This window comes from Kallipyga massiliensis ph2, from assembly GCF_000311985.1.
Lineage (GTDB): Bacteria > Bacillota > Clostridia > Tissierellales > Peptoniphilaceae > Kallipyga > Kallipyga massiliensis.
In genome coordinates, this window is the sequence record NZ_HE978585.1 from 1,212,372 (window position 1) to 1,234,330 (window position 21,959).

At 52.1% G+C, this 21,959-nt stretch carries 18 protein-coding genes; all 18 read left to right on the top strand.

Features of this window, described 5'->3' with window-relative positions; genetic code table 11:
- Position 1 precedes the first annotated feature (1 nt).
- Positions 2–739 carry a polyprenyl diphosphate synthase gene (uppS, locus tag HGKM_RS05505; protein ID WP_019134351.1) on the top strand — a complete coding sequence of 246 codons (738 nt, stop codon included), beginning with the start codon at positions 2–4 and terminating at the stop codon, positions 737–739.
- On the top strand, positions 736–1,521 hold the full coding sequence (locus tag HGKM_RS05510; protein WP_019134352.1) for a phosphatidate cytidylyltransferase: 786 nt from the start codon (positions 736–738) through the stop codon (positions 1,519–1,521). Before uppS ends, HGKM_RS05510 begins: the two co-directional genes overlap by 4 nt.
- A gap of 164 nt (positions 1,522–1,685) precedes the next feature.
- Positions 1,686–2,687 (top strand): M50 family metallopeptidase, encoded by a 1,002-nt coding sequence (locus HGKM_RS05515; RefSeq protein WP_019134353.1) that lies wholly within the window; start codon positions 1,686–1,688, stop codon positions 2,685–2,687.
- A 28-nt stretch (positions 2,688–2,715) separates the two neighbouring features.
- Positions 2,716–3,780, top strand: coding sequence for a flavodoxin-dependent (E)-4-hydroxy-3-methylbut-2-enyl-diphosphate synthase (gene ispG / locus HGKM_RS05520; protein WP_034579030.1), 1,065 nt, complete (start codon positions 2,716–2,718; stop codon positions 3,778–3,780).
- Positions 3,770–7,807, top strand: a complete 4,038-nt coding sequence (locus HGKM_RS05525) for a PolC-type DNA polymerase III (RefSeq protein WP_019134355.1) — start codon at positions 3,770–3,772, stop codon at positions 7,805–7,807. The genes ispG and HGKM_RS05525 overlap by 11 nt, the downstream gene beginning before the upstream one ends.
- Before the next feature lie 97 nt (positions 7,808–7,904).
- Positions 7,905–8,417 carry a ribosome maturation factor RimP gene (locus HGKM_RS05530; protein ID WP_019134356.1) on the top strand — a complete coding sequence of 171 codons (513 nt, stop codon included), beginning with the start codon at positions 7,905–7,907 and terminating at the stop codon, positions 8,415–8,417.
- A gap of 8 nt (positions 8,418–8,425) precedes the next feature.
- Positions 8,426–9,568, top strand: a complete 1,143-nt coding sequence (nusA, locus tag HGKM_RS05535; RefSeq protein WP_019134357.1) for a transcription termination factor NusA — start codon at positions 8,426–8,428, stop codon at positions 9,566–9,568.
- Position 9,569: 1 nt separating this feature from the next.
- A complete protein-coding gene (gene rnpM / locus HGKM_RS05540; protein ID WP_019134358.1) occupies positions 9,570–9,827 on the top strand; it encodes an RNase P modulator RnpM in 258 nt (85 codons plus the stop codon).
- 9 nt (positions 9,828–9,836) lie between these two features.
- The gene (gene infB, locus HGKM_RS05545) at positions 9,837–12,056 is read left to right on the top strand and encodes a translation initiation factor IF-2 (RefSeq protein ID WP_019134359.1); all 2,220 of its coding nucleotides are present in this window, start codon (positions 9,837–9,839) and stop codon (positions 12,054–12,056) included.
- 25 nt (positions 12,057–12,081) lie between these two features.
- The gene (gene rbfA, locus HGKM_RS05550) at positions 12,082–12,501 is read left to right on the top strand and encodes a 30S ribosome-binding factor RbfA (RefSeq protein WP_019134360.1); all 420 of its coding nucleotides are present in this window, start codon (positions 12,082–12,084) and stop codon (positions 12,499–12,501) included.
- On the top strand, positions 12,479–13,471 hold the full coding sequence (locus HGKM_RS05555) for a DHH family phosphoesterase (protein ID WP_019134361.1): 993 nt from the start codon (positions 12,479–12,481) through the stop codon (positions 13,469–13,471). The genes rbfA and HGKM_RS05555 overlap by 23 nt, the downstream gene beginning before the upstream one ends.
- A 1-nt stretch (position 13,472) precedes the next feature.
- Complete coding sequence (gene truB / locus HGKM_RS05560) at positions 13,473–14,354, top strand: tRNA pseudouridine(55) synthase TruB (protein WP_019134362.1); 882 nt, start codon at positions 13,473–13,475, stop codon at positions 14,352–14,354.
- Positions 14,355–14,410: 56 nt separating this feature from the next.
- Positions 14,411–15,346, top strand: coding sequence for a bifunctional riboflavin kinase/FAD synthetase (locus HGKM_RS05565; RefSeq protein ID WP_172634697.1), 936 nt, complete (start codon positions 14,411–14,413; stop codon positions 15,344–15,346).
- 102 nt (positions 15,347–15,448) lie between these two features.
- Entirely contained in the window at positions 15,449–15,715 is a 267-nt protein-coding gene (gene rpsO, locus HGKM_RS05570; RefSeq protein ID WP_019134364.1) for a 30S ribosomal protein S15, read from the top strand.
- 75 nt (positions 15,716–15,790) lie between these two features.
- A complete protein-coding gene (locus HGKM_RS05575; RefSeq protein WP_019134365.1) occupies positions 15,791–16,711 on the top strand; it encodes a diacylglycerol/lipid kinase family protein in 921 nt (306 codons plus the stop codon).
- 85 nt (positions 16,712–16,796) lie between these two features.
- A complete protein-coding gene (pnp, locus tag HGKM_RS05580) occupies positions 16,797–18,890 on the top strand; it encodes a polyribonucleotide nucleotidyltransferase (RefSeq protein WP_019134366.1) in 2,094 nt (697 codons plus the stop codon).
- Between the two features lie 161 nt (positions 18,891–19,051).
- Positions 19,052–21,391 carry an FtsK/SpoIIIE family DNA translocase gene (locus HGKM_RS05585; RefSeq protein WP_019134367.1) on the top strand — a complete coding sequence of 780 codons (2,340 nt, stop codon included), beginning with the start codon at positions 19,052–19,054 and terminating at the stop codon, positions 21,389–21,391.
- Positions 21,375–21,929, top strand: a complete 555-nt coding sequence (pgsA, locus tag HGKM_RS05590) for a CDP-diacylglycerol--glycerol-3-phosphate 3-phosphatidyltransferase (protein ID WP_019134368.1) — start codon at positions 21,375–21,377, stop codon at positions 21,927–21,929. Before HGKM_RS05585 ends, pgsA begins: the two co-directional genes overlap by 17 nt.
- Positions 21,930–21,959 lie beyond the last annotated feature (30 nt).

The window sequence follows — 21,959 nt, forward strand, 5'->3', positions numbered from 1 at the left end:
AATGATGGAGACAATGGAAAGCCGGGAGAAAATTGAAGAAATCCTTGACCACGGTCCCCGTCATGTCGGCATTATTTTGGATGGAAATGGTCGCTGGGCCCAGCAAAGGGGATTGGTTCGGACGGAGGGCCACAAGGCCGGTGCGGGAAAGGTCATCGAGGCTTGCCGTTGGGCGGATGAGTTGGGCATCGAAGTCCTAAGCCTCTATGCCTTCTCCACGGAAAACTGGAAACGGTCAAAAGAAGAGGTTGCCGCCCTGATGAGCCTATTGATTGAAGTGGTCAGAATCCACTTTAAAGAGCTTATGGACGAAGGGGCTAAAATTACGGTCATGGGGGACATAACCCGCCTTCCTTTGCCCACCCGCAAGGCTGTGGAATATGCCATTGAAAAATCCAAAAATAACCAAGGCTTGGTCATTAACATTGGTCTGAACTACGGGGGGAGGGATGAGATCATCCGGGCCTTCCGCCGGGCCGGTCAGGCGGGCATAAGTCCACATGACCTGACAGCAGAGGACCTGGATGCCTTCCTGGATACCCGGGATTTTCCTCCCCTGGACTTGATCATCCGAACAGGGGGGGAAATTCGTTTGTCCAATTTTATGATTTGGCAGGCGGCCTATGCGGAATTTGCCTTTTTGGATTGCTATTGGCCCGACTTCTCGAAAGAGGACCTGGTCCAAGCATGCTTTTCCTTTTCCCAACGAAACCGCCGGTTTGGAGGGCTGACATCATGAAAAACTTTCTTTCCCGCCTGGCTGTAGGAGCCGGCATTCTCCTATTTATTTTGTTAATGATCTTTTCCGCTAATCGGCTGGTCCTCTTTATCGGGATGGAAATTATCACCTTCATCTGTTTGGAGGAGGTCTTCCATGCCCTGGACCCCAAACGATCTTCTCCCTTCCGGATTTGGGGACAGGTCCTGAACCTCTTTGCCAACGTTACCGCCTTCCTGAGCAACCTCTATCTCTACATGGCGGTCTGGGCTCTGGCCATCGTCCTCCTTTTTATCCTGTCCATTTTCCGGATACAAAAGGGTCTGAAGGACATTATGGAAGTTCTCTTTTCAACCATCTATATCAGCTTTCTCTTTTGCTTTGTTTACTTTTTTCCCAATGACCGGCAGACCTATCTCTTCTTCATCTTCCTCATTGCCTGGGGGACGGATTCCTTTGCCTACCTGGTAGGCTCATGGATTGGACGAACCCCCTTGACTCGAATCTCTCCTCACAAGACCTGGGAGGGTTCCATTGGAGGGATGGTAGGGGCCATGGCTCTTTGTGGGATCGGAAGCTTTTTTTACCAGGGTCTATCCCTAATCCCCATGCTGGTCATTGGAGCTATCGGGTCCATCATTGCCCAATTGGGGGATATTTTTGCTTCATCCTTAAAAAGGAAGACGGGGATCAAAGATTTTTCCCATATCCTTCGTTCCCATGGAGGTTTTTTGGACCGTTTTGATTCGGTTGTTTTTACCATTCCCTACATCTGGCTGATTTTCGTTTTCTATATTTTTTGATTTTTTGATCCTATCTTTATGTCCGTAATGGGACCTCTTGATACTTTCTTGATATTGATGGTTCATTATGGATTTCGTACAATGGAGGCGTAGTGAAAGAAGGCCCGATGTACTCATGAGGAAAAGTTTTTAGGGTCTCCTATTCGAAAAAGAAAGAGTTTTTTATGTTAAAAATTATCGCAGCACTTTTTGTATTTATGGTGGTCATATTGTTCCATGAATTCGGTCACTTTATCATGGCCAAAAAGCAGGGTATCCGAGTCAATGAGTTTTCCGTAGGCATGGGTCCTGCCCTCCTTCAGAAGAAGAAGGGGGAGACCCTCTATTCCTTGCGGGCTATCCCTCTAGGGGGATTTTGTGCCATGGAAGGAGAAGATGAGGAATCGGATGCAGAGGACAGTTTTGACCAGGCTCCTGCCCTCGGCCGCTTCCTGACGATCCTAGCCGGGCCTTTGATGAACCTGGTCATTTGCTATATCTGCTTTGTTCTCTTTTTTGGGATGACAGGGAAGCCGGTCCCTCGAATTCTGGAATTTTCAGAAAATTCAAACCTTCCCCGGCAAGGAGTGAAGGTAGGGGACACCATCACTGCCATCAATGATCGTCCGGTGGACTCCTATGACCAGCTCACTAAGTTGATCCACGAAAGCAAGGGGGAAGAGCTCAAGCTGACCTACTTAAGGGACAATGCCACGCACGATGTGTCCGTTGAACCCGTCCGGGAGGAAAATGGAGACTACCTCCTGGGCTTCATTGCTGACCGGGATAAGGACTTGGCCTATGCTTTTAAAGGGGCTTTTGACAAGATGGTCTCCATTTACGTCATGATCTTCGTCACCATCGGCCAACTCTTCACAGGCGGACTTTCACTATCTTCTTTTTCCGGGCCGGTAGGGGTGGTTCGTCTAATTGGTGATGCTGCCCAAGAAGGAATGGCTCCCCTCCTCTTTTTCACGGGTTATATTTCTCTTAACCTGGCCTTTTTCAACCTTCTCCCCATTCCGGCCTTGGACGGATCCAAGTTGGTTCTGATCCTGGTGGAGAAGTTAAGAGGCAAACCCATAAAAAAGGAGATCGAATCCAAAATTACCATTGCCGGATTCATCTTCCTGATTGCACTGATCCTGCTTGTATCGATTAAAGACGTCTGGAACATCTTCCAGTAGCTAGTTGAAACCGTTGAGGGGAGGGGCCATGTGGACCCACAATAAGACAAGAAAGCTGCTTGTAGGGGGCATAGCCATAGGAGGAGGATCTCCGATCACCGTCCAGTCCATGACCAATACGGATACCAAGGATGTTGAGGCCACGGTTCGTCAGATCCTGGCCTTTGAAAAGGAAGGTTGTGACCTTTCCCGATCAGCGATCAATTCATTGGAAGACGCCAAAGCCATTCCGGAGATCAAGGCCAGGACCCATATTCCTTTCATTACCGATATCCAGTTTGATCCGGACCTGGCCATGTATGCCATTGAATATGGAACGGATGCCCTTCGGATTAATCCCGGAAATATCGGGTCAAAAAAGGACCTGGACCGGATCGTCAAGGCCTGCCGGGATAAATCCATCCCCATCCGGGTAGGGGTCAACTCCGGCTCCGTCCACAAGTCCATGATCGATAAATACCATGGGGTCAATGAGGAGTCCTTAGTTTATTCGGCCCTGGAGGAGGTTAAGGCCATTGAAAACCTTGGCTACGACCAGGTTGCCGTTTCCATCAAATCGTCAGATGTTGGGACCATGATCCGGGCCAACCAGCTTTTTGCCCAAGTCTCCTCCTGTCCCCTCCACCTGGGGGTAACGGAAGCCGGCCCACCCTTTGCCGGAACCATCAAATCCTCCGTCGGTTTGGGGGTTCTCCTCCACCAGGGGATCGGGGATACCATTCGGGTCTCCATCACCGGAGATCCTGTCCAGGAAGTCACCATAGGGATGGAGATTTTAAAAAGTCTTGGCCTCCGTCAATGGGGCCCCAACCTGGTTTCCTGTCCTACCTGTGCCCGAACCAAGGTTGACCTGATCGGCTTGGCCGAAAAGGTGGACAAGGGTCTGAAGGGCATGGACCGAAACATCACCGTGGCCGTCATGGGTTGTCCCGTGAACGGACCGGGGGAGGCCAGGGAAGCGGATATCGGGATCGCCTGCAACAAAGGGGCGGGTGTCCTATTCCGCAAGGGGAAGGTCCTCCGCCAGGTCCCGGAGGAAAAGTTGCTGGATGCTCTCTTTGAAGAAATAGAACGGATGGACCATGAAAGTTAGGGAACTCTACCAAAAGATCGGAAAAAATCCCGACATGGAAAGAAAGGCCGACGGGCTTTTGGATGCCGATATTATCAGAGCCTCTTATTCTCAGGAGAAAGAGGCTCTTTCTTTACTGCTATCTGTCCAATTGTCGGCGGTTGATCAAAAGGAGTTGGAAGGAGAACTTTCCGCTTATTTTGCCTGTCCGGTTTTCCTTTATGCGGATCCCGGAAAGGGGGAAGAAGCTTCCGAGAGTTCTGAGCAAGAAGCGGAAGCCATGACTTTTGGAGGGGAAAGTACTATAGGCTTTTACCAGGAGGCCGTCAGCCTGGTGAAAAAAGAAAAGACCCCTCCAAAGAAGGGGACAAGGGACGGGGTCATTGGCCGATTCCCCAAAAAAGAACCTGACCTGACCCCTTTAGAGAACCTGACCCAGGCATCCGGGGTGAGCCTGGTGGAAGGTTTTTTGTTGGGGATAACAAGCCGAACGACGAAGAAAGGTAGCCTCATCCTCAGCTTTATCCTCTTCAACCGGGAGGGGGCATGCCAGAAGGGAAAAATCTTTGTCAAGGACAAAGAAAGTGACCGGGCCCTTGCTTTTAAAAATGGAGATTATGTTCAGGTCCGGGGCCAACTTCAATACGATGATTTTGACCAGTCTTTAGTTTTCATGGCCCAGGGAATCCGGAAGGGCTGTCCGGAGGAAATCGCCGACCCTTCACCCATAAAAAGGGTGGAACTTTCTGTTCACAGCCAGATGACTACCATGGAAGGCCTGATCGACATTCCACGTCTGGAAAAGAGGTTAAGGGATTTGGGGATGGGGGCCTTTGCCATAACGGATTTTGGCAATGTCCAATCCTACCCCCTCCTCCAGCAGGCTTTTGAGAAGTCTGATATCAAGGCCATATATGGCCTCCATGCCAAGGTTCTTCGGGATGACCACAAAATTCTGGTTAACCCCTATCGAAAGGACTTGGACCGGATCCCGGAGGATTTTACCGTCTTTGACCTGGAGACGACAGGATTTTCCCCCTTCCAGGAGGCCATCATTGAAATCGGTGGTGTTCGAATAAAAGAAGGCGTCAAGGTTGGAGAATTCTCTGCTTTTGTTAACCCCAACCGTCCAATTCCTGAAAGGATAACAGAGCTCACTTCCATTTCTGATGCTATGGTCAGAACGGCCGATCCTATAGAGAAGGTCCTGCCCGATTTCCTAGAGTTTTCTAAAGGCTCTACCTTTGTGGGCCACAATGTGGACTTCGATATCGGCTTTATTCGGGAAAATGCCTTCCGTCTGGGCCTGGATTTTCACCCCCTCTCCCTGGATACTCTAGGCCTGGCCAGGGCTCTTCGTCCCGGTTTGAAGAATCATAAGCTGGATACGGTTTGTAAGGAATTCAAGGTTCCTTCCTTTCACCACCACAGGGCCATTGACGATGCCCAGGCGACGGCGGATGCCTTCCTAGCCATGTGGGAGGAGGTCAAAAACCAGGGAATCGCCTTGGCCGATATCAATGCAATTCCATCGGAATATCCCTTGGCCAGACATGAGGACCGGGAGGTCCTGGTCTACGTCCAGAAACAGGAGGCCTTGGCTCATTTCTATCACATGGTCTCCCGAGCTAACCTGGACTACTTCTGGCGAAGCCCAGGTATTCCCGCCTCCCTTCTGGAGGAAAACCACTCAGGTCTTCTCTATGGGTCGGGCTTCGTCGGCTCCGATCTTTTTGAAGCCATTTCCAGACGCTGGCCGGATGAAAGTTTGAAAGAAATCGCCTCACGCTATGACTTTTTAACGATCCAGCCGCCCTCCTTTGTGGACAAGGCCCTCCGGCGAGAGCTTGTCGGAGATTTGGACCATTTTAAGGAGATCACCCGGACCATCATCCGCCTGGCCCAGGACCTGGACCTTCCTTGCTGCGCGATCGGCATGCCGTTCTATCTGGATCCGGGAGAGAGACTGGCCCGGAATATCCTGGTCAACTACCAGAGGAATATCGACTTTGACTACAATGGTCGCTACCGCTTTCTTTCAACCAAGGAAATGCTGGAGGCCTTCTCCTATTTGGATCCGGAGACCCGCCAGAAGGTTGTTATGGAGGATCCCAACCGCCTGGCCCAAACCATTGACAGGATCATTCCTATTCCCCATGGAACCTTTACCCCGGAATTGGAAGGGGCCGACCGGGAGCTTAAGGAGACCTCCTACCGCCGAATTAAGGCGATTTATGGAGATCCCTTACCTGACCTGATTGACCGTCGCCTGGATCGGGAGCTGACCTCCATCATTTCCCACGGATATGCCTCCCTTTATATCATCGCTGAGCGCCTGGTAAAAAAGTCCAATTCGGATGGTTACCTGGTGGGCTCCCGGGGATCGGTCGGTTCGTCTTTTGCTGCTTTTGCCGCCGGGATTACCGAAGTCAACCCTCTACCACCCCACTATATCTGCCCTCAATGCAAGCATAGCGAATTTATTGAAGATGGTTCTGTTGGCTCCGGCTTCGACCTCCCACCCAAAGCCTGCCCCCATTGCGGGACAGAGATGGGCCGGGACGGCCAGGAGATCCCTTTTGAAGTCTTTTTGGGCTTTGATGGGGACAAGGAGCCGGATATCGACCTTAACTTTGCCGGCGAATACATGGCCACGATCCATAAGTACACCGAAGAACTCTTTGGTCAAGGCAAGGTCTTTCGGGCCGGAACGGTATCCGGGGTCCAGGAGAAGACCGCCTATGGTTTCATCCGCAAGTACCAGGAAGCTCGCTATGTTCCCGAGGAAGACCGGATCCTTTCTCCGGCTAAAATTTCCCTCCTTCAAAAGCAGATGGAAGGGACCCGGCGGACGACTGGCCAGCACCCGGGTGGCCTGATTATTGTTCCCAAGGACAATGAAATCTACGAGTTCACCCCCATCCAGTACCCGGCGGATGACCCTAATTCCGATATTACCACCCACTTCCAATACCGCTATTTGGAGGAGCAGCTCCTTAAACTCGACGAACTGGGGCAGACCACCCCCACCATCATCCGCCAGCTGGAGGAGATGACAGGGATCGACCCCATGGAAATTCCCTTTGATGATCCTCCCACCATGGCCCTCTTTTCCGGGACGGAATCCCTGAATGCCTTGGCCGACTATTCCAACAGCCGGGACGGGTCCCTGGGGATTCCCGAATTCGGAACCAACTTTGTCCGATCCATGCTCAAGGATACGAAGCCCTCCACCTTTGCTGAATTGGTCCGGATTTCCGGCCTCTCCCATGGAACGGATGTTTGGCTCAACAATGCCCAAGAGCTCATCCAAAAGGGAACCATCGACCTGACCCATGCCATCTGCACCCGGGATGACATCATGAACAACCTCATCGCCATGGGGATGGACAAGCTGGATTCCTTTAAGATTATGGAGAAGGTCCGGAAGGGGAAGGGGATTCCGGAGGAATACCTGCCCAAGATGAAGGAAACCGGCGTGCCGGACTGGTATATTGAATCCTGCCAGAAAATTCAATATATGTTCCCCAAGGCCCATGCGGCTGCCTATGTCATGATGTCCTTCCGGATTGCCTGGTTCAAAGTCCACAGGCCTGCTGCATTTTACGCTTCTTACTTCACTCAGAGGTTGAGCAATTTCTCCACCGCCTTCCTGGTTAACGACCTGGAGACCGCGCAACGGACGTTAGAGGAGCTCAAAGCCGGCGACGAGGGAAATGAGGGGAAGATTACCCTTATGGAAGTGGTCGAAGAAATGCTGGCCAGGGGCCTCCACTTCCACCCGGTTGACCTCATGACCTCGGAAGCCAACCGCTTCACTGTCTATGATGAAATGACCGTCCTCCCACCCCTCTCCGCCTTGGACAGCGTCTCTGAGGCCATGGGGGAAGCCATCGTTCGGGAACGGGAGAAGGGAGACTTTATTTCCAAGAAGGACTTTAAGGACCGCACAGGGGTCAATAAGTCCGGGATGGAATCTCTGGAAGCAAATGGCCTCCTGGATGCCTATCCCTCCTCCAACCAGATGTCCTTCCTCATCGGCTTCTGACTTGTCTATAGCCGGAAAATGTGGTAAAATACAGAAGATGATTGGATGTGTGTGACAAGAGCGGGTTCCCGCTCTTGTTTTTTTAAGGAGGAAATCCATGAACAAACAGGCCCTTGAGGACCTTCAATTGAAGTTGACGGAACCGGTGGCCCGGGCAGGATATGAACTTCTGGACCTGGAATTCATCCGGGATTCTTCCGGCCAGGCCCTCCGCTTCTATATTTACCATCCTGACGGGATCGGCATTGACGACTGTGAAAAGGTCAACGATGTTCTCAGTCCCCTCCTGGATGAGCTGGATCCGGTGGACCGAGCTTACAACCTGGAGGTTTCCTCCCCGGACCTGGACCGGCCCATCACCAAAGACCGCTATTTGGAAATCTACCGGGGTCAGGAATTGGAATTCACCTTTTATGGGACCTATCGAGGGATTAAGGCCTTAAAGGGTGACCTTGTGGACTACGATGATTCAGCCTACCGGGTCCTGGTCCGCCAAACGGATGTCGGAAGAAAAAAAGGCAAGAAGAAAAAAGAAGATGACCTGGCAGGTCAAGAGGTCCTCTTGCAAAGGGACCAGGTTGCCAGCGTGAAAGTCGCTTTGGAATTTTAGGAGGAAGTATGAACGAGAATCTGATTGAAGCCTTGGACGCTTTAGAAAAGTCCAAGGGGCTCTCCAAGGAGGTCATCCTCGAAGCTATTGAAAAAGCCCTGGAGAAATCCTATGAGAAAAACTACGACGACCGGACCAATGTTGACGTGGTGATGGACCGGGAATCCGGAGATATCCGGGTTTACTCCCTCCGCAATGTGGTGGATGAAGTGGAAGATCCCGTTACGGAAATCTCTCTGGCGGAAGCCAAGGGCTACAATCCTTCCGCCGAAGTAGGGGGCCAGGTCCGGGTGGAAGTCTCCCCTGAAAATTTTGGCCGGGTGGCAGCAGGAACGGCAAGAAATATCGTCATTCAGAAACTCCACGATGCTGAGCGGGAAACCATCTACGATGCCTACATTGACCAGGTCCGGGAAATTATCAATGGAACGGTTCAAAGAGTAGACCGGGGGAATGTCTTTATTAACTTGGGAAAAACCGAGGGGATCGTCCCCTCCAAGGAACAGATTCCCGGAGAACACCTCAAACCCGGGGACAGGGTCAAGCTTTATGTGGCGGATGTGAGAAACTCCTCCAAGGGAGCCCAGGTCCTTCTCTCCCGCGCCCACCCCAATTTAGTTACCCGCCTTTTTGAACAGGAGGTTCCCGAGATCGGTGAAGGGATCGTGGAGATTTATTCCGTAGCCCGTGAACCCGGGTCCCGGTCCAAGGTGGCCGTCTATTCCACGGAAAGCGATGTGGACCCCATCGGAGCCTGTGTTGGGTATAAGGGAAGTCGGGTTAACTTTATTGTCGAAGAACTGGGTGGGGAAAAGATGGACATTACCATCTATGACACCGACCCCCAGGTCTTTATTGCCAATGCCTTGAGCCCGGCCAAAGTATCCCGTGTCATCATTAACGAAAAAGAAAAAACATCCGTTGTGGTAGTCCCCGATGACCAGCTCTCCCTGGCCATTGGAAAAGAAGGACAGAATGTCCGCCTGGCGGCCCGACTAACCGGATGGAAGATTGATATTAAAGGAGAATCCCAGTACTTTGAGGATCCCGAAGCCTTCCAGCTGACCGAGGAGGATGAGGATTCTGAGGATCCGGATCTTGAAAAGGAAGCCGGCATGGAAGAATCCCCGGCAGAGGAGGACGTCTTCTAATATGAAAAAATCTCCTTTGCGCAAGTGTCTGGCTTGCCTAGAGAGGAAGGAAAAGGACCAACTTATCCGGGTTGTTAAGGATAAGGAGGGAAACTTTTCCCTGGATAGAACGGGGAAGATGCCGGGACGAGGGGCCTATATTTGCAAGTCGGAGGCCTGTATTCAAAAAGTTCTGGACAGCAAGCGGCTCAATGCCGCCCTAAGGGGAAACCCGCCCCAAGAGATTTATGAGGAGCTCATGCATGTAACACAAGAATAGAGGTGGACGATGAGAGTTTATGAAGTTGCTAAAGAGTTGAATGTCCCCACAAAAGCCCTGCGGGATTTGATGGAAAAGAAGCTGAACCTGACCTACCCTTCCCACATGTCAACGATAGAGGATGAAGATATCGAGAAGGTCAAAGCCATCTACCGGGAAAACCGACAGAATGCTCGTGACCGGAAAGAGAAGGCTGCCGCCCCTTCTGCAGAGAAGAAAGACCATAAGAAAAAAGACAAATCCCCTTCCCATAAGAAGGCGAAAAATCGCGAAGACCTGGAGGAGGAAGAGGAAGACCGGCTGGAGGCAAAGCTCAAGAACCAGGCCAAGGCGCGGACAAAGAAGAAAGCGTCCAAGCAGGGGGAAGAAAAGAAGAAAAAGCCCCAGGCCAAGAAGGAAGAAAAGGCTCAAAAGCCGGAGAAGGCCAGAGAAGAAGAGATAACACCTCCTCAAGAAGAGGACGAATTCGATGCCATCATCGAAATTCCGGCGGAAATCACCGTAGGCGATTTTGCCAAGGTCATCCACCAGGATGCCATGCAGGTGATTACGGTTTTAATCAAGATGGGGATCATGGCCGGTCTCAACGAATCCATCACCTTTGAAACCGCCGAGAAGGTGGCTGACCACTTCGGTGTCCTGATTACCGAACCGGAAGAAAGCCTCCAGGATGAGATCTTTGACCACTTGGACTTTGAAGATTCGCCCAAGACCCTAAAAACACGTCCACCTGTGATCACCGTCATGGGTCACGTCGACCACGGAAAAACCTCCATTTTGGATGCCATCCGTGAAACTGCAGTAACCCGGGGAGAAGCCGGGGGAATCACCCAGCATATCGGTGCTTCTGTGGCCTATGTGAACGGTCATAAGCTGACCTTCCTGGATACCCCGGGCCACGAAGCCTTCACCCAGATGCGGGCTCGCGGAGCGAAAACAACCGATATCGTCATCCTGGTTGTCGCCGCCGATGACGGCGTCATGCCCCAGACCGTGGAAGCCATCAACCACGCTAAGGCCGCCAATGTCCCCATTGTCGTTGCCATCAACAAGATGGACCGTCATGGGGCCAACCCCGACCGGGTCAAGCAGGAGCTCATGGAATATGAACTGGTTGCCGAGGAGTGGGGGGGCGATACCATCATGGTCCCCGTTTCCGCCAAGACCAAGGAAGGGATTGAGGACCTTTTGGACAATGTCGTCATTCTTTCTGAAATCCTGGAGCTCAAGGCCAACCCCAAGCGTCCGGCTGTCGGGGTCGTCATCGAATCTCAGTTGGAAAAGGGCAAGGGGGCTACCGCCTCTATCCTGGTTCAAAAGGGAACCTTGACCGATGATGATTATGTGGTGTCAGGGACGGTTTCCGGCCATATCCGGGCCATGGAAGATTCCTTTGGAAAGCGGGTCAAGAAGGCCGGCCCCTCCATGCCGGTCAAGATCATGGGCCTCTCCGACCTTCCGGAGGCGGGGGATAAGATCTATGCTGTCAAGGATGAGAAGGTGGCACGTGAATACGCTGAAAAGGCTGCCCAGAGGGCCCGTAAAGAGCGTCTTAACATGACCACCCATGTTTCCTTGGATGACCTCCATATGCAGATTTCCGAGGAAGGCCTAAAGGAACTTAACCTGGTCGTCAAGACAGATGTCAAAGGGACCATTGATGCCCTGGCCGGGTCACTGGAGAAACTCTCCAATGAAGAGGTCAAGGTCAACATCATCCATGGAGCCGTTGGTGGGATTTCCGAATCGGACGTCATGCTGGCCGTGGCCTCCAATGCCATCATCATCGGATTTAATGTCCGGCCCAACCAGGGTGCTATTGCCCAGGCGGCCAGAGAAAGCATCGACATCCGGACCTACCGGGTCATCTACGATGCCATCGAAGATATCAAGAAGGCTATTGAAGGCATGCTCTCGCCCGATATTGTGGAAGAGGTCACCGGCCGTGCCGAGGTTCGGGACACCTTCAAGGTTCCCAATGCCGGTTTGGTCGCCGGAATCTATGTGGTTTCCGGGAAAATGGTTCGGAATTATAAGGCCCGCCTCCTCCGGAACGATGTGGTTATTTTTGAAGGGGATATTGCCTCCCTCCGTCGCTTTAAGGATGATGTCCGTGAAATCGCCCACGGCTATGAAGGCGGCTTGGGCATCGCCAACTATAACGACATCAAGGTAGGCGATATGATCGAATGCTACCATGAGGTGGAAGTGGCCCAGAAGCTGGACTAGACCTGCCTTATGAAAGGAGAGAAAGATGAACCATAAACGAATGGGACGTATTTCTCAGGAAATTAAAAAAGTTCTTTCCAATGCCATCATTTACGAGATGAAGGATCCCAGGATCGCACCCATGACTTCAGTGACGGATGTTACCGTCTCTTCCGACCTCTCTTACTGCGATGCCTATATCTCCGTTATGGGAAAGGAATGGGATAAAAAACAAACGATTGAAGGTCTGGAAGCCGGGGTTGGCTTTTTAAAGAACCAGCTGGCCACCAAGATGGACCTCCGCCAGATCCCCGATATCCGCTTCCACCTGGATGAATCGATCGACCGGGGGATGAAGATGGATGCCTTAATTGAAGAGGTCATCCAAAAAGACCGGGAGAGTCAGAGGGCCCGAGGGGACCTGGATGAGGAGGGAGGGGACCATGACCCATCCGACCTGGCCTAGGATTACTCAGGCTATCCATGAGGCGGAAACCATTGCCATTTCAGGTCATGTCAATCCCGACGGAGACTGTCTGGGATCCATCCTGGGCCTGGGCTTGACCCTGGAGTCCCTGGGGAAAAAAGTGGACATGATCCACAATGAAAGGCCCCGTCACTTGGCTTACCTGCCCGGTTTCGACCGTCTTCAGGCACTTAACCCGAATAAGTCCTATGACCTCTTTGTTATGGTGGACCTGGGAGACCGTGACCGTTTAAAAGACTCCGCCGTCCTCTTGGATAGGGCTCAGATGACCGTCAATTTTGACCACCACCAGGTCAACGAAGGGGTTTGTGACCTGGTCTGCCAGGTCAAGGATGCCTCCTCCACCTGTGAGCTTTTAGGGGCCTATTTAATTGACCAGGGTTTCTCTATTCCGGCCCCGGCAGCGACGGCCTTGTTTGCCGGCATCACCACCGATTCCAACCGCTTCATGTACGACACGGCCCGGGCCCGCTGCCTCCGCCTGGCCGCCGACCTCATCGACCGGGGTGCCGACCCCGGCCTGGTCTACCTCCATGAATACCAGTCGGTTGACCCCCGCCTCTTTGCTTTTAAGGGGGCCGTCGTCGACCGGGCCACCTTCCTCCGGGATGGAAGGGTTGTTCTGGCCACGGTTAGCCAAGAAGACCTGGCCCATTATTCCATCACCATGGGGGAGGCGGAGGGCGTAGTCGACGTCCTCCGAAACCTGGATGGGGTGGAAGTGGCCTGCCTGGTCAAGGAAATGGGGGAAAAATCCAGCAAGTTCTCCTTCCGGTCCAAGCGCTTCTTTAATGTGGAGGAAGTAGCCCGTTCCTTCGGAGGAGGGGGCCATATCAAGGCGGCCGGTGCCTCCCTATCCCTGCCAAAAAACCAGTCCCTTGACCAGATCAAGACCTATTTTGAAGAATTGGACCCCACAGCCCTCCTGGCCCCCGGGGAGGAAGGCTGATATGGAGGGGGTTCTCAATGTCTTTAAGGAAGAGGAGATGACCTCCCACGATGTGGTAGCCATCCTCCGGGGAACGACCGGTCAGCGGCGGATGGGCCATACCGGAACCCTGGACCCCCAGGTCACCGGCGTCCTCCCCATCTGCCTGGGCAGGGCAACCAAACTGGCCGACTACATCAGCGAACAGGGAAAGACCTACGAAGGGAGCCTGGTCTTCGGGATCCGGACGGACACCCTGGACCTGGGCGGGGAGATTACTGAAAGATCCGACCAAACCCGGTTCAGTCCGGAGGAAATCCGTCGGGCCATGAAGGCTTTCATTGGGACCATCCAACAGGTCCCTCCCATGTATTCCGCTGTCCAGGTCCAAGGCCAGCGTCTCTATGACCTGGCCCGCCAGGGAAAGAAGGTAGAACGGAAGGCCAGGGAAGTCACCATTTATGACTTCTCGCCCATGGCCTTCCATGAGGAGGGGGTGGACTTCACTTGCTCCTGTTCCAAGGGGACCTACATCCGGACCCTGGTGGATGACCTAGGCAAGGCCCTGGGGACTTGGGCGACAACCAGCCGCCTGGTCCGGACCCGGGTAGGTCCTTTTTCCATCGACCGGGCCGTTCCCATTTCCCGCCTCCGGACTATGGAACGGGAGGAGATTGCTTCCCTTCTATTACCCATGGATCAATCCATTCCCCATCTTCCTGTTTTGGAGTTGGGATCTTCAGAAGGAAAGGTCCTCCGCTTAGGCGGCTTTATCCGCCAGCCCCAGTTGGCTGACTCTCCACCGGATAAGCTCTACCGGATTTATGATCCCCGGGGCTTCATCGGTCTGGGGTATTTTGACGGTGAAAAAGAAAGACTCCGGATGAAGAAGGTCCTGGCCTAGGTACAGCGAGGAGTTAGGGATAAATATGATGCAAGAGAAATGATTAAAGGATGAAGATGAAAATTATCGATTGTGACCAAGCCGATTCATTTTCCCCGGGGGACCAATCCATGGCCCTGGGCAATTTTGATGGCATCCATAGGGGCCACCAGGCCCTTATTCATCGTGCCATGGATTTTGCCCGGCAAGAGAAGATTCATTCCTCGGTCCTCCTTTTCAAACAACATACCTTGGAAGAGATTACCCATAACCCGGTCCGCCACCTGACCTCCTTGGAGGATAAGTTGGAAATCCTGGACCAAATGGGCCTGGATTTTGTCTTTTTGAAGACCTTTGACCATGATTTCATGACCATGGACAAAGAGGACTTTTTGGAGAACTTTCTTTTGGACCGCCTCCGTGTGAAGCACCTGGTTTGTGGCAAGGATTATTCCTATGGCCGCCTGGCCCAGGGGAGGGTCAGTGACCTTCTGGAAGGCCAGGAAAGGCTGGGCTATGAGGTCTCCCTTCTTCCCTATGTGGAAGATGGGGGAGGTCGAATTTCTTCTTCCCGAATCCGGGAGGCGGTGGCTCATGGCCAGGTGGAAGAAGCACAAGCCATGTTGGGTAGACCCTACCGGATGACGGGTCGGGTGGTTTCCGGGGCACAGAGGGGGAGGAGACTTGGTTTTCCCACCGCCAATATTGGCCTGGACTTTCCCTATATCCTCCCGGCCGATGGCGTTTACCTGACCCGGTCCATGATCCAAGGGAAAAGCTATTACGGGATGACCAATATCGGCTCCAATCCCACCTTTGTTCAAAATGGTCCGGTGAAAATTGAATGCCACCTTTTTGACTTTCAGGGGGACCTCTATGGAGCGGACCTTGACCTTTCTTTCCTCTTTTTCGAGAGAGAGGACCTGGTCTTCCGGAATGCGGAGGAATTAATCGACCAGATCAAAAAGGATGAAGGAATTTTACGGTTAAAGATCAAGGAAATGGGCGAATGACTTGATTCTGTTGGGATATTATGGTAGTATTTTCTGGTACTTCTTGCTCGGTGTAGAGAAATGGTTCTTGCACTGGGAAGATAGAATCATAAGGAGAAATAAATGTTAACCAAAGAAGAAAAGCAAGAAATTATTCGTGAATTCGGAAAAGATGAGAATGATACGGGTTCACCGGAAGTTCAGATCGCCCTCTTGTCCAAGCGGATTTCCGACCTGACCGAACACCTTCGTGGACATAAGGGAGATAACTCCTCCCGCCGTGGTATGTATCAAATGATCGGTCGTCGTCGGGGCCTTCTTGACCACCTGATGAAAAACGACATCGAACGCTACCGCGAAATCATCGCCAAGCTGGAATTGCGCGGCTAGTCCAAAACCATAGACTGAAAAAGAGTGCCGAGCGCACTCTTTTTTTGATGATCTGATGAAGATGAGGAGGCAGGTATGATAAAAGCCCTTGTCGTTTTTAATCCCGTAGCCGGAGTGGAAGAAGCCGGCCATTTTCTTGCACCACTGACCAACCGTTTAACCCGGGAAGGCTACCTTCCCTTGGTCCTGGCCACCCAAAAAGAAGGGGATGAAGAAATTTTTGTCAAAACATGGGGACCGGAGGTTGACCTGGTCATCTGCCTGGGGGGTGACGGAACCCTCTCCCGGGTAGTTTCCGGCCTCCTATCCCTCAACCCCAGGCCGGACCTGGCCTATATTCCAGCCGGGTCCACCAATGATTTCGCCAGTGGAGTGGGTATGGGTAAACTCCACCGAGATGACCTGGTTGACCTGGCCTGTCAGGGGAAGGCCTCTCTTTTTGATGTAGGAAGTTTGAATGACCGGTCCTTTATTTATGTCGCTGCTTTTGGCCTCTTTACATCGGTGGCCTACCGGACCTCCCAAGACCAGAAGAACCTTCTCGGACGACTGGCTTATTTCTTTGAGGGTGTTAAAGACCTGACACAGATAAAAACGCATTCCCTGAAGTTGCGCTACGATGAGGGTGAATTGGAAGGAGATTATATCCTGGGACTGGTTTCCAATTCTGAATCCGTAGCCGGCTTTAGCTCGATAACGGGACCTACGGACTATTATGATGGCCTTTTTGAAGTCCTTTTGGTTAAAGCTGCTGCCAAGCCCCTGGATTTAGCGGGAGCCCTCCACGACCTTTTAGCCGGCCGGGACAATGCCCTGATCCTCCGTCTCAGGACCACCAAGCTCGATATTCTTTCTCAGGACGACCTGGCTTGGACCCTGGATGGGGAAGAAGGCTTTAAGGGGAAGGAGAGCCGGATCCGGGTCTTGCCCAAGGCCCTGTCCATCCGAACTCCCTTGGGGAATAGTGTCGACGAGGCCATAATTTCGGAGAAGTAGGGTATAATAGAACAATGTTGAATTTTATAGAAACTCGTCGTTACGAAGGGCGTATCTTCACCTAGAAACCGCCATAGGAGGCAACATGATTAAGGAGTACCAATACCAATCCCCCCTCACGGACAATGCCTTTACCGTGACCATTGGAAAATATGCCGAACAGGCCAATGGAGCCTGTATGATCCAGGCCGGTGATACGGCTGTTTTAACCACCGCAACGGCTTCTAAGGAGGTCCGGGAGGGCCAGAATTTCTTCCCCCTGACCTGCGATTATCAGGAAAAGCTCTATGCGGTCGGGCGAATTCCCGGTGGCTACAACAAGAGAGAGGGGAGAGGGTCCCAGGAAGCCACCCTGAACGCTCGTCAGATGGACCGGCCCCTCCGGCCCCTTTTCCCGGAAGGTTACATGAATGACACCCAGGTCATTGCCACGGTCTTCTCGGTCAGCCCGGAGGATCCTCCTGAAATTGCTGCTATGAACGGGTCATCCGTTGCCCTTTCCATTTCAGATATCCCCTTCCATGGCCCGACAGGAGCGGTCATTGTAGGCTATATTGATGGGGAATACGTCATCAACCCTTCCGAGGACCAGGCCCTTCATTCCGACCTCAACCTCACTGTCGCCGGGACGGAAGAAGCCATTATGATGGTCGAAGCCGGAGCCAACGAACTTTCCGAAGACGTGATGTTAGGTGCCATCCTCTATGGCCATGAAGAAATCAAGGCCATCTGCCGTTTCATTAAAGGGATCCAAGAGGAAGTCGGCAAGGAAAAAATGGCTTTTTCTGTCCACAAGCCGGATGACCAGCTCAGGATCCGGGTGGAGCGGGCCTGCAAGGAAGACCTCCTTCAAGCCCTTCGTTCGGATGATAAGGTGGCCAGAAATGACCGGATCGACCAGATCAAAAAAGAGACCATGGATCAATTTGAAGCGGCCGACTGGGAGACCTTTGCCCAGGAGAAGGGTGATATCGACACCATAATGGAAGAGATCATTCGTGATGAGGTCCGCCGCCTGATTACCGAGGATAAGGTTCGGTCCGATGGTCGGGCTATGGACGAGATTCGTCCCCTCCATGCGGAAGCCGGCGTCCTGCCAAGGACCCATGGATCCGGTCTCTTCTCCCGGGGACAGACCCAGGTCATGTCTGTTGTTACCCTTGGCGGGCCCAGAGATGTGGAATATATCGATGGTCTCCATGCGGAAGAGATTGTGAAAAACTACTTCCACCAATACAACTTCCCTCCCTTCTGCACGGGGGATGTTAAGCCCATGCGGTCTCCCGGTCGACGGGAAATCGGCCATGGACACCTGGCTGAGCGGGCCCTCCTGCCTGTCCTGCCTGACCTGGAGGACTTCCCCTACACTATCCGGGTGGTTTCAGAAGTTCTTTCATCCAACGGCTCCTCCTCCCAGGCTTCCATTTGCGGGTCCACCCTGGCTTTGATGGATGCCGGTGTTCCCATTAAAACACCGGTTGCCGGCATTGCCATGGGTCTAATAAAAGAAGGGGACAAGACCTCCATTATGACCGATATCCAAGGCCTGGAAGACCACCTGGGCGATATGGACTTCAAGGTGGCCGGAACCCGGGAAGGGATTACGGCCCTCCAGATGGATATCAAGATTGAAGGAATTGACAAGGACATCATGACGACGGCTCTTGCCCAGGCCAAGAAAGCAAGGTATGAAATTTTGGATGTCCTGACCGGGGCAATCGCCGAGCCCCGGAAGGAACTCTCTCCCTTCGCTCCTCGGATGATTACCATGCGGATTGATCCGGAAAAGATCCGCGACGTTATCGGCAAGGGTGGGAAGACCATCAACTCCATCATTGAAGAAACCGGTGCTTCCATTGATACGGATGATGACGGTCTGATCACCATCATGTCTGTGGACGGGGAATCCGGTGAGAGAACCCGAGAAATCATTTATAACATCGTCAAAGATGTGGAAGTCGGCGATGTCTATGAGGGGACCGTGGTCCGCATCCTCAAGTTCGGTGCCTTTGTTGACTTGGGATACGGGAAAGAAGGCATGGTCCACATCTCCAAACTGGAAAACCGCCGGGTGAACAAGGTGGAGGATGTGGTCAATATCGGAGATAAGATCAAGGTCAAGGTTATTGAAATTGATGACCAGGGTCGGATCAACCTCTCTCGTAAAGACCTCCTCTAATCCCTTTCTGGATAATTATGAAGAATATCAAGGCTTGGACTTTCGGTCTAAGCCTTTTTCTTTCCCTCCATCTCACTTTGTTCCAAGTTTGGAGGAAGGGAGATTGGAGGGAAAATGTTCCTTCTATTATGGTATAATTAAGGGTAGTGTTAGGAGGTTCCATGGCAGGACAGAATAAGCGGAAACGACAGAATCGAAAGAAAGAGGGGAAGAGAGAGGGACTCCTGGTTTTTGGATTTTTCCTCTTTTTGCTGATGGCGGCGTCCATCTATTTCCAGTCAATGACCGGGATTGTTGGCGCCAAGGTTGGTAATTTTTTCTTTACCCTTTTTGGCCTCATGGCCTATGGCATTCCCCTTCTGTTTTTGCTCTTCCTCTGCACGGAGTGGGCCCGACAGTGGCGGTCAAAATTTGGTGGAAGCGTTCTTTTCGTCTTCGCCCTTTTCTTTTGCCTGTCCCTGGTTCTCTGGACCCGGGTCAACCCGGATGGCTCCTTTCAAACATCCATGGAGATGGCGGGGGAGTGGGGACTGGTAAAAAGAGGTCCCGGCCTTTTTGGCGGCTTCTTTGGTTTCCTCTTTTCCAAGGTCATCGGTTCCATCGGCATCTACCTCCTCTCCTTTTTCTGTGTCTTTTTCTTCCTTCTCCACCTCTTCGATCTTGGCTTTGTGGAGTTTTTCCAAATTATGGGTCATGCCTTCTCCGGTCTCTTTGAGAAGACGAGAAGGTCGGTCCGGGAGTTCAAAGAGGCTTCCAGCCGGAAAAAGGAAGAAAAGAAGAAGGATGACCCCTTCCCCCTAACAAGAGAGGGGAGGAAGGAATCCCAATCAGAGACTTTTAATCAGGAAGTCTCGGGGCCTCTCCTTCAGTTTGATCAGGAGGAATGGAAGGAAGAGAAGAAGGAAGAAGTCCTCCCTGTTAAGAAGGACCCTATCCCTATTAATGATTACGCCCGTCACCAAGGGGTGGACCATTCGATAAAAGATGAATCATTTACTGAATCGGCTGATGAGGACCTTGCTTTTTCTGTGGATAAGAAAGAAGTGGATTATATTCCTCCTTCCTTTGACCTCCTTCGTTCACCGACCCATTCTTCGGACATGAATCCTCAAGTTTTGAAGAAAAATGCCCGGATTATCGAATCCACCCTCGCTTCTTTTGGCATCGAATCCGAAGTGGTCTCCATTCAAAGAGGACCCACGGTCGCTCTTTATGAGCTCAAGCCGGCTGCAGGAGTTAAGGTCTCCCGGATCACCAACTTAGCTGATGACCTGGCCCTGTCCCTGGCAGCAGCGGATATACGGATTGAGGCCCCCATCCCCGGCAAGCCCTATGTGGGGATCGAAGTACCCAATCCCTCTGCAGATATGGTCTGTCTCCGGGAGATTTTTGAAGCACCCGAGTTTAGCCAGGCCAAGGATTCCCTGCCTGTTGCCCTGGGTCAGTCCATATCCGGAAAGCCCATCGTCGCTAAAATTGCCAAGATGCCCCACCTTCTTATTGCCGGGGCAACCGGATCAGGAAAGTCCGTCTGTATAAATACAATTATTCTTTCCCTGATCTATAAATATTCACCTTCCGACCTCAGGATGGTTCTGGTCGACCCCAAGGTGGTGGAGCTTTCCGTTTACAATGAAATTCCCCACCTCTTAATCCCGGTGGTCACCGATCCCAAGAAGGCGGCCAAGGCCCTTTATACTGCCGTCCAGGAGATGGAAAGACGGTTCAAGCTCTTCTCCAAATATTCCGTCCGAGATATCCAAGGTTACCGTGAAAAGTGCCTGGTGGAAGAAGGAATGGAGAAGCTCCCCTTTATCGTCGTGATTATTGACGAGCTTTCCGACCTCATGATGGTAGCATCCAAGGATGTGGAAGCCCACATCACCCGATTGGCCCAGATGGCCCGGGCCTGTGGCATCCACCTGATTATCGCCACCCAGCGTCCCTCGGTTGACGTCATCACCGGAACCATTAAAGCGAATATTCCTTCCCGGATTTCTTTCCAGGTTTCTTCTTCGATCGACTCCAGAACGATTTTGGATCAATCGGGAGCGGAGACCCTTCTGGGGAAAGGAGATATGCTTTATTATCCCTCCAACCTACCTAAGCCCAAAAGGGTCCAGGGAGCCTTTGTCTCTGATGACGAAGTATCCAAGGTAGTTGGATTTATCAAAGAAAAGCACAATGCCCAGTATGACACCAGCTTTATTGAAAAGATTGAAAAAGACCCCTCTTCCGGGAACGATGGGGGAGGGGAGGATGAGCCCATGGATGACCTGATGGATGAGGTCTTGGAGTTTATCTCCCATGAAGAAACCACCTCCATCTCCGGTCTCCAACGTCGCTTCCGGATCGGCTACGCTCGTGCCGGCCGGATTATCGATGATTTGGAATCCATTGGTGCCGTATCTCCGCAGGACGGATCCAAGCCCAGAGAAGTTTTGGTTCAAGGGGATCCTGAGGAATGGAAGGAGAGGAATCTCAATGAACCTGCCGAATAAAATCACCATGGTCCGGATATTGCTTGTCCCCCTTTTCATCGTCTTATTTTACCTCCTCCCTGAGGAGAGCCTCTGGCCGGTCTTCATCTTCATCCTGGCCTCCATCACTGACTTTATCGACGGCCGGATGGCCAGGTCACGGGGTTTAGTTACCACCTTTGGAAAGTTTATTGATCCCCTGGCGGACAAGCTTTTAACCCAAGCGGCCTTTATTCTCCTGGTTGACCGGGGTGAAGTGGCCGGATGGATTGCCCTGGTCATTTTAGCCAGAGAGCTGATGATTACCGCCTTCCGTACCCTGGCAGCTGCTGATGGAATCACCATCGCCGCCTCCATGTGGGGAAAATACAAGACCTTCATCCAGATGCTAGCCATTATTGTCTTTCTTTCCAAGCCCTTCTTGATCCACCGGCTTGGATGGACCTTCCTGGGCTCCTTGTCCACTGTACTACTCTATTTGGCATTAGGCCTGACTATCGTGTCCGGCCTGGACTACCTGGTCAAGAACAAGGAAGTTCTGGACCTGGAGAATGCCTAAAATTGATTTGATCGAATTTAGCGAACTCTC